The 15,295-nt window shown below is 56.2% G+C and carries 12 protein-coding genes and 1 pseudogene; 11 read left to right on the forward strand and 2 right to left on the reverse strand.

Annotated elements, in window-relative coordinates; all coding sequences use genetic code 11:
* Nucleotides 1-55: 55 nt before the first annotated feature.
* On the reverse strand, nucleotides 56-2,395 hold the full coding sequence (locus C7378_RS15385) for a glycoside hydrolase family 2 protein (RefSeq protein ID WP_131998744.1): 2,340 nt from the start codon (nucleotides 2,393-2,395) through the stop codon (nucleotides 56-58).
* A 526-nt stretch (nucleotides 2,396-2,921) separates the two neighbouring features.
* Between C7378_RS15385 and C7378_RS15390 the strand changes: the two genes are divergently transcribed.
* The 5 genes from C7378_RS15390 (at nucleotide 2,922) to mnmG (ending at nucleotide 7,630) form a co-directional block, all read left to right on the forward strand.
* Nucleotides 2,922-3,809 (forward strand): hypothetical protein, encoded by an 888-nt coding sequence (locus tag C7378_RS15390; RefSeq protein WP_207901457.1) that lies wholly within the window; start codon nucleotides 2,922-2,924, stop codon nucleotides 3,807-3,809.
* 7 nt (nucleotides 3,810-3,816) lie between these two features.
* Nucleotides 3,817-4,350: an FMN-binding protein gene (locus tag C7378_RS15395; RefSeq protein ID WP_131998746.1), complete on the forward strand. Its 534-nt coding sequence runs from the start codon at nucleotides 3,817-3,819 to the stop codon at nucleotides 4,348-4,350.
* The gene (locus tag C7378_RS15400) at nucleotides 4,340-5,209 is read left to right on the forward strand and encodes an FAD:protein FMN transferase (RefSeq protein ID WP_165876839.1); all 870 of its coding nucleotides are present in this window, start codon (nucleotides 4,340-4,342) and stop codon (nucleotides 5,207-5,209) included. Before C7378_RS15395 ends, C7378_RS15400 begins: the two co-directional genes overlap by 11 nt.
* On the forward strand, nucleotides 5,206-5,640 hold the full coding sequence (locus C7378_RS15405) for a hypothetical protein (protein ID WP_131998750.1): 435 nt from the start codon (nucleotides 5,206-5,208) through the stop codon (nucleotides 5,638-5,640). The genes C7378_RS15400 and C7378_RS15405 overlap by 4 nt, the downstream gene beginning before the upstream one ends.
* A 64-nt stretch (nucleotides 5,641-5,704) precedes the next feature.
* Entirely contained in the window at nucleotides 5,705-7,630 is a 1,926-nt protein-coding gene (gene mnmG / locus C7378_RS15410; RefSeq protein WP_131998752.1) for a tRNA uridine-5-carboxymethylaminomethyl(34) synthesis enzyme MnmG, read from the forward strand.
* 15 nt (nucleotides 7,631-7,645) lie between these two features.
* On the opposite strand, the gene C7378_RS15415 is transcribed toward mnmG, so the two are convergent.
* On the reverse strand, nucleotides 7,646-8,242 hold the full coding sequence (locus C7378_RS15415) for a nuclear transport factor 2 family protein (protein WP_131998754.1): 597 nt from the start codon (nucleotides 8,240-8,242) through the stop codon (nucleotides 7,646-7,648).
* Between the two features lie 103 nt (nucleotides 8,243-8,345).
* Here C7378_RS15415 and C7378_RS15420 point away from each other — a divergent pair, with 103 nt between their 5' ends.
* The 6 genes and pseudogenes from C7378_RS15420 to C7378_RS15445 all read left to right on the forward strand — a co-directional run bounded on the left by C7378_RS15420 (nucleotide 8,346) and on the right by C7378_RS15445 (nucleotide 15,137).
* Entirely contained in the window at nucleotides 8,346-9,029 is a 684-nt protein-coding gene (locus C7378_RS15420; protein WP_131998756.1) for a hypothetical protein, read from the forward strand.
* Nucleotides 9,030-9,096: 67 nt separating this feature from the next.
* Entirely contained in the window at nucleotides 9,097-10,323 is a 1,227-nt protein-coding gene (locus C7378_RS15425; RefSeq protein WP_131998758.1) for an alpha/beta hydrolase family protein, read from the forward strand.
* Nucleotides 10,324-10,666: 343 nt separating this feature from the next.
* Nucleotides 10,667-11,191, forward strand: a complete 525-nt coding sequence (locus C7378_RS15430; protein WP_243648294.1) for a Jag family protein — start codon at nucleotides 10,667-10,669, stop codon at nucleotides 11,189-11,191.
* Nucleotides 11,192-11,211: 20 nt separating this feature from the next.
* Entirely contained in the window at nucleotides 11,212-12,579 is a 1,368-nt protein-coding gene (gene mnmE / locus C7378_RS15435; RefSeq protein ID WP_131998760.1) for a tRNA uridine-5-carboxymethylaminomethyl(34) synthesis GTPase MnmE, read from the forward strand.
* A gap of 201 nt (nucleotides 12,580-12,780) precedes the next feature.
* Nucleotides 12,781-14,241 carry an alpha-L-fucosidase gene (locus C7378_RS15440; RefSeq protein WP_165876840.1) on the forward strand — a complete coding sequence of 487 codons (1,461 nt, stop codon included), beginning with the start codon at nucleotides 12,781-12,783 and terminating at the stop codon, nucleotides 14,239-14,241.
* 102 nt (nucleotides 14,242-14,343) lie between these two features.
* A pseudogene (locus C7378_RS15445) lies at nucleotides 14,344-15,137 on the forward strand (IS5 family transposase).
* Nucleotides 15,138-15,295 lie beyond the last annotated feature (158 nt).

Below are 15,295 nucleotides of genomic sequence, written 5' to 3' on the forward strand. Positions count from 1 at the left end.
TTGATACAAAACAGGGAGGAGGCGCTACAACGTCTCCTCCTTGTTTTCCAGGGGGTCAAATTGTTTCGCTGGGTGCTTCGTTTACCTTTATCGTTACCTTTTGAGTTCCGAGCCGTGGATGCTTCGCTGTCAAAGTCACGGTGCCTGCCTGCTGCTTCGCTCGTATCCAGACGGCCCCCCGCCCGCCTACCAGGGCAAAGGGGTTATCTCCAATCATGGAGACTGGCCCATCGAGTGTAAGAATAATCGGATCATTTGCATAGGGACGGATCGCGCCGTACTCATCGGTAACGCGAAAGACTACGCGCGTCGTATCCGCGCCATCGGCGTTAAGTTCGGTATCGTCCGCGAGCAGCACAAACTTCTGGTCAACGCCCCGGCCGGAGTAGCTCTTTGAGATCACCTGCTTGCCGGCAATGTATCCGTCGATGCGCAAGTCCCCCCATTTCGCCTCGTGATGATTAGTGTTGATGTCAATGGTGTAGGGTGCGTACTTGAGGTGTGGAAACTGCTTACGGTCAGGCTCTGCATCCATTACGTACTGCCAAACTCCATCGTTCTTTACATAGAGTTTCAACTGATCGCAGTTAGAGCAGACCATCGCAATGTGAAATCCTACTGCCTCATCGCTCGAGGCCCAGTGAAAGGCCGGTTCAAGCACAATCTCTTCTGAAGGGTCACACTGCGATTTGTAGAAGCCGGCTGCAGGCTTTGGCTCGCGGAAAATGTCCGCGACTCCGTGATAGCAGATACGGTCGCCCGCGCCGAAGTCATCATGTGTGTTGTAGTCGAAGGCGCACCAGCCGATGCCACCCGCGTATTGCGGATTAGAGGCGAGCTGGTCATGAATCCGCGCGTGGCGGAGAGTATGCTCGCGATGCCTCTCGTCATCGTCGAATTGCTTGACCGGATAAGTGTGGCCGACAAATTCCGTGTTTAGATAGCGGGAGTGGTTAGGAGCCTTCAACGGCCAGCCAAAGTCGTTCACTGTGAAGACGTCTTCGAGGAATTCGGACTCCTGGAAGTTTCGAATGCCGCCCGTCTGTCGCGTGGTGTCAAGCGAGTGAGCCATCGCATTTGTGCGCGTATAGAAGTCGTGGTCATCGCGAGACTCGTTGATGCGCACTCCCCAAAGAATGATCGAAGGATGGTTCCAGTCGCGCGTGATCATGCGGTGTACGTTATCCACTGAGACGTCCTGCCAGGATTTGTCGCCGATATGTTGCCAACCCGGAATCTCCTCCAGAACTAGCAGGCCATACTCGTCGCAGGCGTCCAGGAAGTGGCGCGATTGAGGATAGTGAGAGGTGCGGACGATGTTGCAGTGCAGCTCCTTGCGCAGGATGTAGGCGTCGCGCCGCTGCACACGAGCGGGCATTGCCTGCCCCACAAAGGGAAAGGTCTGGTGGCGGTCCAGTCCACGCAGCTTGATGATCCTTCCGTTCAGCTGGAAGCCATGATCCGTGAAGGTGGCTTCGCGGAAGCCTGTACGGCGCGTGTCCTCATCCACCACAGTCGCTCCGCGGAGAAGACGCACGCGTACGGTGTAGAGATTTGGCGTGTCGAGATCCCAGCGTTTGATGCCGCTCAGGTTCGACATGGAGACGGTATGTTTGACTACATCGGCAGATGGGGCGAGCTTTGGCAGTTTCTGAGTTGCGTGGGCAATCTCACGATCGGTGTCGAGAAGTGTCGCTTCGAGAATCAGCGGTTCGTGCGTACCCTCCGCAGTGGAAAGAAAACAATCGACATCGAGAGACGGAGCGCCGCTCATTACATTCGCTGGGCGAGCAAAGATGTTTTCGATAAAGGTCTGCGGCACGATGCGCAGCGTAACTTCGCGATAGATACCGCCAAAGGTCATGTAGTCGATCTGGTAGCCAAATGGCGGAATGTCTGCCCGCTCGGTGGAGTCCAGATCGACGGCAAGTACATTGTCACCGTTTGCATTCAGGTGCGGCGTAAGTTCAAAGGAAAACGGCGTATAGCCACCCTTGTATTCGCCGACCTTGGTGCCGTTGATCCAGACGGTGGAGGCCGTCATAGCGCCTTCAAAATCTACAAAGACTCGTTTCCCCTGGGCACTTTCCGGAACCTTAAAATGTCGCCGATAGAGTGAAATGAATTCGTAATCTTTGTCATCGAAGGCGTGCCACGGGAGTGCGATATTCGTATGCGGCACAATCACTTCAGTAAATGAGGAGTCATCAAAGCCAACCTCATGACCGCCTGCAACAACCGACGGGTGGTAGCGCCAATTGCGATTCATCGGCAGGATGGTGCGGCCGTTTGCTTGCGGCGCTTCCGCAGGTGCTTTCTTAGCAAAGGCAGACTTGTTTACGGCAGCAGCGGCAAGGAGACTTCCACTGGTCTTCACAAATTCACGACGGTCCAAGGTTCACCTCTAGTGCAAGCAGTCAAGATACCTGAAGTTGCCGCTGAAGAAAATAAGCATCACGTGCACGAGGGTTCCAGTGTCTGGCAGATGCGAACCTGATGCATGCACTATTTCCCGATGAGCTATTATCAGAGGCTTGATATCCGACCGATTATGTCGTATTTTTAATCTCGTGTTCAGATAACGGTTGTAAACAGCGCCCGGTTGCATATTAGGAAAGCTGGCAGATGACTGCAACCCATTCATCCTGTTGGGATAAGAGCCGGATGAAAGTTTTTCAAGAAATATAGAGGAGACCCCCGCGGCTGACTTTTGGCGAAGCTCCGCGAGGGTCTGAAATCGACAACCTGATGGCTGACGACTGGACCCAGAGTACAGTCATTCGGCCTTAACGTTCAAGAAAGGTCTCATGACTGATCAACCTCGTGTTCCCGTGCGCACCCGTGCGCCTCTGCCCAAGACATCTGTTTCTTCCAGGAAGAGACGCGACAAGCCCCGGTGTCCGCTCCTTGCAAAACTGCTTGTGGGTATGCTCCTCCTCTGCCTTTCGCCTGCAGCGCTTCATGCAGATGAACCGCTTTTCGGCTTCTCGTATACGACCGACTTGCTCCCGAAGGGCAAGGTTGAGTTGGAGCAGTGGTCTACGACGCGGTTTCATAAGGCGCCAGGCGGCCAGTTCTGGCTGCAGGAAAACAGAACAGAGCAAGAGTATGGATTCAGCGACCGGCTGCAGCTCGCAATCTACGAAACTTATGACTCAACTGCGGCCTACCATAACGGTCCATTTGGAGAGACTACACCGGCGGAGCAGTTTTCCTATTACACGCCCGGACCGAACGATCGATTCAACGCGACGAAGTTTATCGGCGTCTCGGGCGAAGCGATCTACCGCCTGGTGAGTCCTTACACCCACCCTCTTGGTTTTGCGATCTATGAAGAGCCTACATTTGGCGCTGGATTCATAGAATCGGAAAGCAAGTTGATCTTCCAGAAGAACTACCGCGACGATAGGCTGGTATTGGCTGCCAACATGACGTATGCGCCTGAGTGGCGGCGGTTGCGGGAGGATGAGAACCCCTCCCGAAAAGAGATACAGGAGGAAACCGACGCCAACATTGATCTCGGCGCGTCGTATCGGTTCATCCGCAACTGGTCGGCAGCTTTTGAGATCTTCAACGAGCGGGAATTCAACAGCTACAACTTCACGCACGAATCGAACAGTGGATATTACCTTGGCCCCACGCTTCACTATGCGGGCAAAAATTTCTTCGTCACGACCAACTTTGACGAGCAGATGCCCTGGGCTGGCAGGCATGTAGACACTGTTCCAGGTGCATTGGTCGGTGGGCGAATCATCGATAACGACTTTGAAAAATATCGCGTGCGGGTGAAATTCGGCTGGTACTTCTAGGGTGAATATGAAATCAACATTCTTCTTGTTGCCGCTCGCTGCAATCGCAATTCAGGGTGGCGCAGCTTACGCTGCTACTTATCTTTCGGTGGAGCAGGCGCAGGCTCTGATGTTTCCGGGGGCATCGTTTCAGCCTGACTTCAAGACACTGAGCGAGGCTCAGGTTAAAGCTATTCAACATGCCTCAGGGGTGGATGTGAGGAATAGAGAGGTGAAGGCGTGGCGCGTCTCCACAGGCGGATGGTTCCTTGTCGATGAGGTGGTAGGCAAGCACGAATACATCCCCTTTGCGCTTGCTCTCGATGACAAGGGGCGGGTGAGGAGTGTGGAGATTCTCGAATACCGGGAAGCCTACGGAGGACAGATTCGCGAGCCGGCATGGCGGGCACAGTTCCAGGGGAAAGATTCAGGTACTCGGCTCCAATTAGGCCGGAATATCCGCAACATCTCAGGCGCGACGCTCTCGTGCAAACACATCACTGATGGAGTGCAGCGCCTGCTGGTCACCTATGAAATTGCGCTCAAGCAAAATGATCGTTGAACGCACACAGCCGTGGCTCGGCACCTATGTAAGTATCCGGGTCGAGGGATTGGACGCCGTAGAGGCAAACAGCGCTATCACTGCAGCGTTCGAGCACACTGCGATTGTCCATCGGTTGATGAGTTTTCATGAGGCAGACAGCGACGTAACCCGGCTCAATCGCGAGGGCACACTAAGGGCTGTGACTGTGCATCCTTCCACCTTTGCCGTGCTGCAGTGGGCGCAGCGATTTGCGAGCCTGTCGCATGGCTGCTTCGATATTTCGGTGGGGGCAGAACTGGTCGAGTGGGGGCTGCTGCCGTCTCCCTGCGGCTCGGTGACCTCACCCTCGGGCTCCTGGCGGGATATTGAACTGCTGCCCAAAGGGCAGGTGCTCTTTCACCGCCCTCTCTGGATTGATCTCGGCGGCATCGCAAAAGGTTACGCGGTGGATAAGGCTATCGAATGCCTGCTGGAGCGCGGTGCGGAGCACTGTGTCGTGAACGCAGGAGGGGATATCCGTGTCCAGGGCAACCGAACTGAACTCATCCGTCTACAGGTTGAAAGTCCCGGTACTGCAGCTGTCGTGGAGTTGACGAATGGGAGTGTAGCCAGCAGTTGCGGCTGGCAGCGAAAGAGGTGCATAGGTGGGAAGTTACGCGGCCCGCATCTGGACGGGGCGGATCGCACCACCTCGTGGACCGACCGCTTTGTCTGTGTTGTGGCAGATCACTGTGTTGTAGCAGACGCGCTTACCAAAGTAGTGATGGCGCAGGGAGCACAGAGTGCCAATCTGTTGCGGCAGTTTGGGGCAACGGCTCATGTCTTTGATCCAGGTGGCGGATGGATGCATCTTCCGGCCAGAGAGGATGCAGGATGAGCGCTTCAGTCGGAAACTCAGGCGGTCTTGGCCGCTCAAGACGCTGGGGCTTGTACATCATCGGGATTGGCGCGTGGCTATCCGGCGGTCTTTGGCTGCTGTTCCACTATTTTTTTGTGGAGCAGGGTGAGTTCGGGCCACAGGTAAATCCGCTGGAGCCTTGGTGGCTTAAGATTCATGGTGCATTTGCCTTCGCGGCCACCTGGATCTTCGGCCTGATGTGGGGAGTCCATGTGACGAAGGCCTGGCCCTACAAGCGACGGCGTTCGTCAGGAGCCATGCTGACGGCCGTATTCGCATGGCTCACTCTTAGTGGCTTCCTGCTCTACTACGTTGGCGATGAACGGATAAGGCCAATGCTATCCATCGGCCACTGGGCAATAGGGATTGCATTCCCGCTTGCCTTTGGATGGCATCGGCTGAAGCGGTAGAGAGAAGTCGCTTTTTGCGAGTGGCGCTTATCTCGCGTTCTTCACCCAGCTAAAATGGAACTGTATGGCATTTACGGAACAATACGACATCGCTGTGGTTGGCGCTGGGCATGCCGGCTGCGAGGCGGCGATGGCGGCGGCCCGGATGGGGCTGCGGACGGCGCTCTTTACTCTGAACCTTGACCTGATTGCGCAGATGTCCTGCAACCCTGCGATTGGTGGCATTGCCAAGGGGCATCTTGTCCGTGAAGTGGATGCGCTGGGCGGCATCATGGGGGAGGTTGCCGATGCTGTAGGTATTCAGTTTCGACTGCTCAATACATCGCGCGGGCCGGCGGTCTGGTCACCGCGGGCGCAATGCGACAAGCAGCAGTATCGCGTGAAGATGCGCGAGGTGCTTGAGTCGCAGCGTGGACTGTTCATCAAGCAGGCTGAGGTTATCGGGCTCATGCTGGAAGAGGACCGCGTGCTGGGTCTCAAGCTCCGCGATGGCAGGACCATTCTGGCCGGAGCAACGGTCATCACTACGGGAACTTTTCTGAATGGGCTGATTCACTGCGGAGAGGAGAACTACCCGGCAGGTCGATCGGGCGAGCCGGCTGCTGTCCTGCTAGGCGAGGCGCTCAAAGCATTGGGACTGCGTGGCTGCCGTCTGAAAACGGGGACTCCGCCGCGTCTTGACGGCAGGACGATCGATTGGGCACGTTTTGAGGAGCAGCCGGGCGATGCCGATCCTACACCCTTCAGCTTTCGCACGAAAACACTGCCACAACGGCAGGTCTCCTGCCACATCGCTTATACGACGCCAGAGACATTACGCATAATCCGCGAAAACGTCTCGCGTTCGCCGATGTATTCGGGGCAGATTACCGCGACCGGACCTCGCTACTGCCCGTCGATTGAAGATAAGGTTGTGCGCTTCCCCGATAAGGAGCAGCACCAGTTCTTCCTTGAACCGGAGGGGTTGAATACTCATGAAGTCTATGTGAACGGCATGTCTACTTCACTGCCGATGGAGGTGCAGTGGCAGATCGTGCGCTCCATTCCCGGCCTCGAGAATGCCGAGATGCTGCGCCCTGGCTATGCGATTGAATATGACGCCATAGACCCGACGGAACTCGACCGTTCCCTCAAGGTGAAAAAGTTTAGTGGGCTCTATCTTGCTGGGCAGATCAACGGAACATCAGGGTACGAGGAGGCGGCCTGCCAGGGGCTTATGGCGGGCATAAACGCAGCGCTCAAGGTGCGCGAAGACGCGCCATTTACTCTCGATCGCACAGAGGCCTACACGGGTATCCTTATCGATGACCTTATCAGCAAGGGTACGAACGAACCGTACAGGATGTTTACCTCGCGGGCGGAGTTCCGGCTGCACCTCAGGATAGACAATGCAGATCGCAGGCTGACGCCGCATGGTCGCAGGTTGGGACTAATTGGCAATGCAGCATGGGAAGATTACGAAGCGAAGCAGTCCCGGGCGGTGGCTCTGGAAAAACTGCTGGCCACGAAGAAGGTCAATGCGACAGGAGTGGAAGCCGCAATTCCGGGCCTCGGCAGCGTGGCGGGACAGACCTATGCGCAACTGCTGAAACGGCCTGAGATCACGATCGAGGCTCTCTATTCTCTGCTCCGCGACGATTTCGGCGATGAGCCTGTCTTCGCGACATGGCGGCATGCCGAGGTGTTGAGTGCCCAGGTTCGCAATGAGCTGAAATCTGTCGAGACGGAAATAAAGTATGCAGGCTACCTCGACCAGCAGCGAAAGGCAATTGAAAAGCTGAAAAAGGCCGAAGGCCGCGCTATACCAGAGTGGTTTGATTACAAGGCCGTCAGCGGGCTCTCGCGGGAGATGCAGGAGAAGCTGGCGCACATCCGGCCCCACACGATAGGGCAGGCAAGTCGCATCCCTGGGGTCACTCCAGCAGCGTTGACGCTGGTGAATGTGTATATAGAGATTCAGGGGCGAAGGCAAGCCGAAACACCCGCTTAGGCGCAGATAAATCTCCTACTGCGGTTGTTGCTCTACATTGGTGTTGGCTTGGGTATTTGAAGTTGACCCCTTATGCAGCAAGGGGATATGGAATGGCAGAGGAGCGTCACTCTTCTTCGATATCTTCGCGGGTTTTTCGTCGGATTGCTGCACTACGAGAGTTCGCTGGGCGTTAACACAGAGCCAGTTGCTACGAATCTTTTGAAACACATGAGTAAAAATTCCGCGGTCTTCGATGGTATTACCGTTCTCGTGGTGCTTGAGGATGTAGGTGCCCTCCACTACAGCAAGATCGCCGAAGGTGCGCACGCTGACCACTTTTTGTTCCATGGAGGTGAGTTCTGCACTCGTGCGGTCGAAAAGTGCTGCAATCTGCTGGTTGCGCGTGGAGATATCGCCCTTGGATGAAATGCCGACGTAGACCGGGGAGAGCAATAGCTCCATCGTGTACTGATCGCGCTTTACTTCCGCGATGCTCCATTGGTCCTCAAGCTTTTGAAACTGCTGTACTTCAGCAGTCTGGGCCGTCTCCGGGGCGGGAGAAATCTGGGCATACACCGGAGCAGCGCCGGCGATAAAGAGGCTTGCAAGCAGCAATTTGTATTTCTTCATAGCACTTCGGGTGGCCAGGTTGTGACCTTACATTTGATTCTTTGACGGATGTCAGCGATTCAATGATAGCTGTCCTCCCGCGGTGCGCATAAGCTAATTTTTGATGAACCTGCCTCCAGATTTTACCCCGCCCCCTTCAACGCGCCCGTCTGCCAATCGGGAGCCGCGCTGGCCTGCGGTTCTAGCGCTCTTTGCGATCGGCAGTCTGCGCTTTGCTCTGCCAGATGGCCTGAAGATCGGCCCACGCTGGCTGTTGCTGGTTGTTGTCGGAGTCCTGCTGGTCCCGACGGAGTGGGCGCGTCGTCGAGGCAGTTACGGGGTTAACCGGGTGCTGGGTTATGTGCTGACGTCCGTTGTCACGCTCGATATGGCGTGGTCGCTCTGGCTGCTTCTGGCGGCGCTCCCTGGCCACCGGGAAACCCCAAAGGAGCTACTGCAGTCGGCGGGGGCGCTATGGATTGCTAATATCCTTGTTTTTGCCTCGTGGTATTGGAGGCTTGATGCCGGAGGACCGCACGCTCGTGAAGTGCGCGGCGTTCATACGGATGGGGCATTTCTTTTTCCCCAGATGACGCTTGATCAAGCGGCCAAGCGAGAGATGGGCGAGCAATACTGGAGCCCCGGCTTCATTGACTATCTGTTTCTCGCGTTCAATACCAGCACGGCATTTTCTCCGACTGACTCCCCGGTCCTTTCGCGATGGGCGAAGATGCTGATGATGGTTCAGGCGCTCATCTCATTCGCAACAGTGGCGCTGCTGGCGGCGCGGGCGGTGAATATTCTGTAGGCGAACCCGAGGTCAATCGCAAATGTCCGGATGCTTGTGCGACCGTCATCTCCGTTAAACTGAAGGAATGCTTCGCAAGCTTTATGCACGATGGATGTTTGCCTGGGAAACTGCCCTGACCACACGCGACGAGAACCGGATCGTGCGGCCGGTAGAGTGGGGCTTCGAATGGCTTGAGGACTTCATGCAGGCGCACAATCTCAGCGAAGAGGTTGAACCTGATCCTGAGCAGTTGATGCTGCGTCTGAACGAGGCGATTATCCGTAATAGCGCCGAGTTTTACAGCTATGCGTCACCACGTGATTATCGCCTGGAGAAGAGGCACCCTCAGCTGTTTCCCACGAACGTTCGTCCGGAGACGCTGGCGCAGGATGCCAAGCTCAAAGAAGAAGCTGCTGCAGGCCGACTGGAGCCAGCTGAATTTCTTCGCTTTACTTCGCCTGTGCGGACACCCTATCCGGAAAACGACATGGTTAACGCGCGGTGGTATCCGGCACCTGCTGATAAGCAGCGGCCAGGTAAGCCAAAGCAGGCCATCATCGTCATGCCTCAATGGAATGCGGATGCCTTCAGCCACAATGCACTTTGCTCACTTTTCAATCGTTTCGGCATCTCGGCGCTCAGATTGAGCAAGCCTTACCACGACATACGGCGTCCGGCCGAACTTGAGCGCTCCGATTATGCAGTCAGCTCAAACATTGGGCGCACACTGGCAGCCTGCCGTCAGGCGGTAGTTGACATCCGTTGCTGCCTGGACTGGCTGGAGGCGCAGGGTTATGAGCAGTTTGGCGTTCTCGGCACAAGTCTGGGTTCCTGCTATGCCTTTATTGCGGCGGCGCATGATGCGCGTTTGCAGGTCTGCGCCTTCAATCATGCCTCGACGTCTTTCGGCGACGTGGTATGGACCGGGCAGAGCACGCGCCATATCCGTGCGGCGTTGGAAGATGCTGGCATGACCCAGAATCAGCTCACCGCGCTGTGGAGCGCAATTAGCCCGATAAATTACATGCAGCGGTTTGCAGCCACCCCTAAGCGCGTCCTCGTAGTGCACGCGACATACGACCTCACGTTTATTGAGAAGTATTCGCTTGAAGTGCTGAAGAGTTTTCGTGAGCTGGGCATTGATTTTGTCTCCAAGGTGCTTCCCTGTGGTCATTACACGACAGGCGAGACTCCCTACAAGTTCATCGATGCCTGGTATCTGGGGAGTTTTGTCCGGTCGGCATTCAAGCAGCTAGGGCAGAAGCCACGGCAGCATCTTCCTGAATCCTCACGCGAACTGACGATGCAGTAGAGTATTACGAAAGTTCTTTTCAGCTAGGGCATTGTGCTTGACATATCTGCCTATGCTGCACAACATATTGATTGGCAGTTAGAAGGATGGACTACAGCTAGCGTAGAGCCCGCATACTCGGGCCCTTCAGGGAGAGGGGCGCCGGAGGCAAGATTTACGCGAGGGTTGCGGGCTAAACTCGCTGGCTACTGTCCGACCTTCCAATAGATTCTGCGGAAGTTGCCGATTCGAAATGCGCAAGCATTGCGATCCTCAGCCTCCGCAGTTTTTTGTGGCTGCAATAGGGTGTGGGTTCATGTTGTTTGAGCTCATTCCTCGTTAATCGGAGTGCGATACTGAAACAATGCCTATTGACGACCACGCAGGCTCTGCCCAAAAATTAGCCTCCTTTCTGAAGATGCTTATCAGTACGGGGGGGCTCCGTCTCAAGTTTCGTATCACGGCTGGCGCTGGCGCCGCTGACCCCGACGGGCTGGAGGCGCGCGAGATCTATATCGAACTCTCCGGTCCTGATGTTCCGCTTTTGACGCAACGGGGAGGTGAGTTGCTGAGAGCACTCGAACATGTTGCGGCAAAAGTTATCCGTCTCGAAAATGAGGAGCATGACAAGCTATCTTTAGACGCCGGCAACTTCAAGGCGCTGCGCGCGCAGGAGATCAGACTGGCGGCGGAGACGGCGGCTGAGAAGGTTCGGCACAATGGTCAGCCGTTCAGCTTTGCCCCGATGAGTTCACGTGAAAGGCGCATGCTTCATCTGGCGTTTCGCGAATATCAGGATCTTGAAACTTCATCGAGCGGCGAGGGTATGCGCAGATTCGTCGTTGTCTACCCCAAGGGCAAGAGGCCTTCTGCTCTGCGCGACCGCTGATTGCTTTCGGGGTGAAGCCAGTGAAATCCGATTTCTCCAGTTGGTCTCAGGAGACTATTGTCGCGATCTCCACCCCGCCCGGCCGGGGCGGTATAGGCGTGGTGCGCCTTGCAGGTCCGCTGGCGGTGGCAATAGCAGGGCAGCTGCTCCGATTACGCAATCCTCTCGCACACGCCACCGCGCGGTTTGCCGAGGTGATCGATCCTGAGACCGCTGCCAAACTGGACGAGTCGGTCGTAACGTTTTTTGCTGCCCCGAATTCGTACACCGGTGATGACATTGTTGAGATTGCCGCGCATGGTTCGCCGGTCATTCTTGAAATGCTGGTTCGACAGTGCCTCAATCGCGGTGCACGCCTGGCGCGTCCGGGTGAGTTTACGGAGCGAGCTTTTCTTTCGGGTCGCATCGATCTGACGCAAGCTGAAGCGGTGAAGGACCTTATCGGCTCGCAGACGCTATATCAGGCACGTGTGGCAGCAGGTCAGATGGGCGGCGCTCTCTCCCGACGCGTTCACCCGATAAAAGAAGCCCTTGTCGGGCTGATCGCGAGATTAGAGGCTGGCATAGATTTCGCTGAAGATGATATCGAGGTTGCCGGTAATCCTGAAATCCTAACTGCAGTGGATACGCTGATACAGCCCCTCAATACGCTTGCAGCGTCGTTCGAACACGGCAGGATCATCCACTCTGGACTTACGCTGGCCATTGTTGGCCGGCCTAACGCGGGCAAGTCTTCCCTGTTCAACGCGCTGCTCAAGCGCGAGCGTGCCATTGTTACAGCCAGTCCCGGCACTACTCGAGATTTAGTGACCGAGACCGTTGCAATCGGCGGAATCCCCCTGCACCTGGTTGACACGGCGGGGCTGCGCGAGGCCACCGATGAGGCGGAGTCAATTGGTATCCGGAAGTCGCGGGAAACTATGGCGGATGCCGACCTGGTGATGCTTGTGGTGGATAGCACCCTTTCGCTCGCGGAAGAAGAAAGGGTGCTCATCGCTACGCTTGCGGAGCGCAAAGCCTTGCTGGTGTTTAACAAGTCGGACATTGGAGGACACACTCCCGCTATTTCCGAGTTGCCAACCGTCCAGACCTCAGCACTGACGGGTGAAGGCATGGCCGAGTTGCAAGACGCGCTGCTGGCGCTGGTCAGTTCATCTGGTGCGGTCGAGACGGATGCAGTGCTGACGAGCCTCCGGCAGCATGAAGAAGTTTCTGGCGCATTGAAGGGCCTGCTGGCGGCTCGGGCCGCGGCCGCGACGAATATCCCGCATGAGATGGTCCTGCTTGATCTCTACTCTGCGCTGCGCCATCTCGATTCATTGACTGGTGAGACGACTCCCGACGACGTGCTAAACCTGATATTTTCAACCTTCTGCATCGGAAAATAGCCGAGCTTTCCCAACGTGCCTAGCTCGGGCTGGCCGCTACAAAGTCTGCACGTAATTCCCGGCATTCAGTTCCGTGTATGAACAATGTTTATCGCCGATGATACATTGTTTGCCAAGCTGTTTCTTTCGGACCCAGGCGCAACGAACTTCTGCGGTGCGCTCGCAGATGGCCCGGGCAGCTTTCAGAAAAGGAGAGAGTCCATGAAGGTATCAAGACGGGCATTTTCGAAGGGCTGTGTTCTGGCTGCATCTGGGCTCGCGATCGGCGAGAAGATGCAAGTTTGGGCGCAGGTGCAGGGCGAGCATATTCAGGCAAGCGATGCGCATCCCGTTCCTGCAATCCAAGACACCGAAACGGCGGCGCAGAAGAACGAGCGCATGCAGTGGTTCCGAGAAGCGCGGTTCGGCATGTTTATCCATTGGGGCCTTTACGCTATTCCCGCGGGACGTTGGGATGGAAAGGAGGTGCCAGGAATCGGAGAGTGGATTATGAATCGCGCATCGATTCCAGTGGCAGACTATAAGGCACTTGCGCCGAAGTTCAATCCGACGAGCTTCAGTGCGGCCGAGATCGTTGGGCTCGCGAAGTCCGCGGGTATGAAGTACATCGTGATTACCGCAAAGCACCATGATGGATTTGCAATGTTCGATTCAAAGGCGAATCCATTCAACATTGTCCAGGCAACGCCGTTCAAGCGCGATCCGCTGAAGGAAATCGCTGAAGAATGCCGGAAGCAGAACATGAAGCTTGGCTTCTACTACTCCCAGGATCAGGATTGGACGGCACCCGGTGGTGCAGCATACAAGACGGGTGATCATCAGCCTCCCACCTATCACTGGGATCCAGCCCAGAATGGAAGCTTCCCTGAATACCTCCGCACAAAAGCCATCCCGCAGATGAAAGAGTTGCTGGCCAACTACGGTGATTATCCGGTCATTGTCTGGTTTGATACGCCAACCAAGGATATGACCCCGGAGCTAGCGGGTGAAATTGTGAAGGTTCTGAACGAGCATCCCAAGCTGATATGGAATAACCGGTTAGGTGGTGGATACAAGGGCGATACGGAGACGCCGGAGCAATACATTCCCGCGCAAGGCTATCCCGGACGTGACTGGGAGTCATGCATGACGATGAACGATACGTGGGGATACAAGCAGGACGATACAAACTTCAAGAGCACCGAGACGCTGTTGCGAAACCTGATTGATATCGCGAGTAAAGGAGGCAACTACTTGCTGAATATCGGCCCTATGGCGACGGGTGAGGTGCCTGCGCCTGAGGTCGACCGGTTGCAGCAGATGGGCAAATGGCTCGCGGTGAACGGGGAGTCGATCTATGCAACGCAGCCAACGCTATTTGGCGCTGAGGCCGGATCATTTTCAACCACGGAAATGGATAAGAATGGCAAGCCTAAATTTATCCCGAGCTGGAAGTGGCGGTCGACGACCGGCGTCGACAAGGTATATATCCAGCTCTTTGAATGGCCAGCCCCAGTGTTTCACTTGGATAAGATGCCGCGCCACGTAACAGGTGCTTATCTGCTTGCCGACAAAGCCCGGACGCCGTTGAAGGTGACAAAGACTGGCAATGGGCTGGATGTTGCACTACCAGAGCAGCCGCTCGATCCCATTGCGACGGTGCTGGTGCTGCAGACTGCGTAGTCGTCCAGCGTTAATGGCATAGGGCTCTAGTGGCTGTTATGAAGTTTGCACCAAGATAGGTGCTTACGTTGTCGGCCCGTTCTGTTCATTATGGATGGATGGATGGCAAGCAAGGAGAAAGTCGGTTATCCGAGCGATGTTTCGGATGAGGAGTGGGCGTTTGTGTTGCCTTATCTGCTGTTGAGCCGCGAGGACAGCGCGCATCGGGAGCATGATCTGCGGTCTGTTTTCAACGGCGTTCGCTACATTGCGCGGACGGGAAACCAATGGCGGTTCATGCCGCACGATTACCCTCCCTGGCCTGCGATTTATCAGCGGATGCAGCGTTGGATGCGGGCGGGATGCTTCGACCGGCTGGTCGAAGACACGCGCATTCTGCTGCGCGAGTTTGCCGGACGCAAGGGCCAGCCAACGGCAGCGTGTATCGACAGCCGCACGCTGCAATCCACGCCCGAGAGCGGAGCGCGGGCAGCCTACGACGGCACGAAACGGCGCAAGGGCTCGAAGGTCCATATCGCCGTCGATACGCTGGGCCACCTGCTTGCGCTGTCGGTCACCCCGACCGCACCCAGGTCGAGTCGCTGGCCAAAGAGATGCAGACGGACACCGGCGGCACGATCGAGATGGCCTACGTCGATCAGGGCTACACTGGGCCAAACGCGGTGGAGGCCGCCCAGAGCCACGGCATCCGGCTCGAAGTGGTCAAATACCCCATGGCCAAACGCGGCTTCGTGCTGCTGCCGCGCCGATGGGTGGTCGAGAGAAGCTTCGCCTGGGCCGCCCGCTTCCGCAGACTCGTGCGCGACTACGAACGGCTCGACACTACCCTCAAAGGGTTCCATTACGTCGTCTTTGCCTGCCTCATGATCGCCAACATCTTCAAACAACTCGCATGAACTTCATAACAGCCTCTAGTCTGCTTATGGGGCTGTTATGGATTGGGGCCGTTGCGATTTACGGCATCTCTACTCGCTATCTGGGGCGACTGGGTGACTAGGCTGGATGGGCAATCTACCAGATCACGATGGTGGTGACCGCTAATCTAGCTGGTCTT

Source organism: Acidipila rosea, assembly GCF_004339725.1.
GTDB lineage: Bacteria > Acidobacteriota > Terriglobia > Terriglobales > Acidobacteriaceae > Acidipila > Acidipila rosea.

Coding starts and splice junctions, on each gene's coding strand:
- C7378_RS15400 (WP_165876839.1), top strand. CDS start 4,340: ATGATCGTTGAACGCACACAGCCGTGGCTCGGCACCTATGTAAGTATC.
- C7378_RS15430 (WP_243648294.1), top strand. CDS start 10,667: ATGCCTATTGACGACCACGCAGGCTCTGCCCAAAAATTAGCCTCCTTT.
- mnmG (WP_131998752.1), top strand. CDS start 5,705: ATGGCATTTACGGAACAATACGACATCGCTGTGGTTGGCGCTGGGCAT.
- C7378_RS15440 (WP_165876840.1), top strand. CDS start 12,781: ATGAAGGTATCAAGACGGGCATTTTCGAAGGGCTGTGTTCTGGCTGCA.
- C7378_RS15415 (WP_131998754.1), bottom strand. CDS start 8,242: ATGAAGAAATACAAATTGCTGCTTGCAAGCCTCTTTATCGCCGGCGCT.
- C7378_RS15425 (WP_131998758.1), top strand. CDS start 9,097: ATGCTTCGCAAGCTTTATGCACGATGGATGTTTGCCTGGGAAACTGCC.
- C7378_RS15405 (WP_131998750.1), top strand. CDS start 5,206: ATGAGCGCTTCAGTCGGAAACTCAGGCGGTCTTGGCCGCTCAAGACGC.
- C7378_RS15420 (WP_131998756.1), top strand. CDS start 8,346: ATGAACCTGCCTCCAGATTTTACCCCGCCCCCTTCAACGCGCCCGTCT.
- C7378_RS15395 (WP_131998746.1), top strand. CDS start 3,817: ATGAAATCAACATTCTTCTTGTTGCCGCTCGCTGCAATCGCAATTCAG.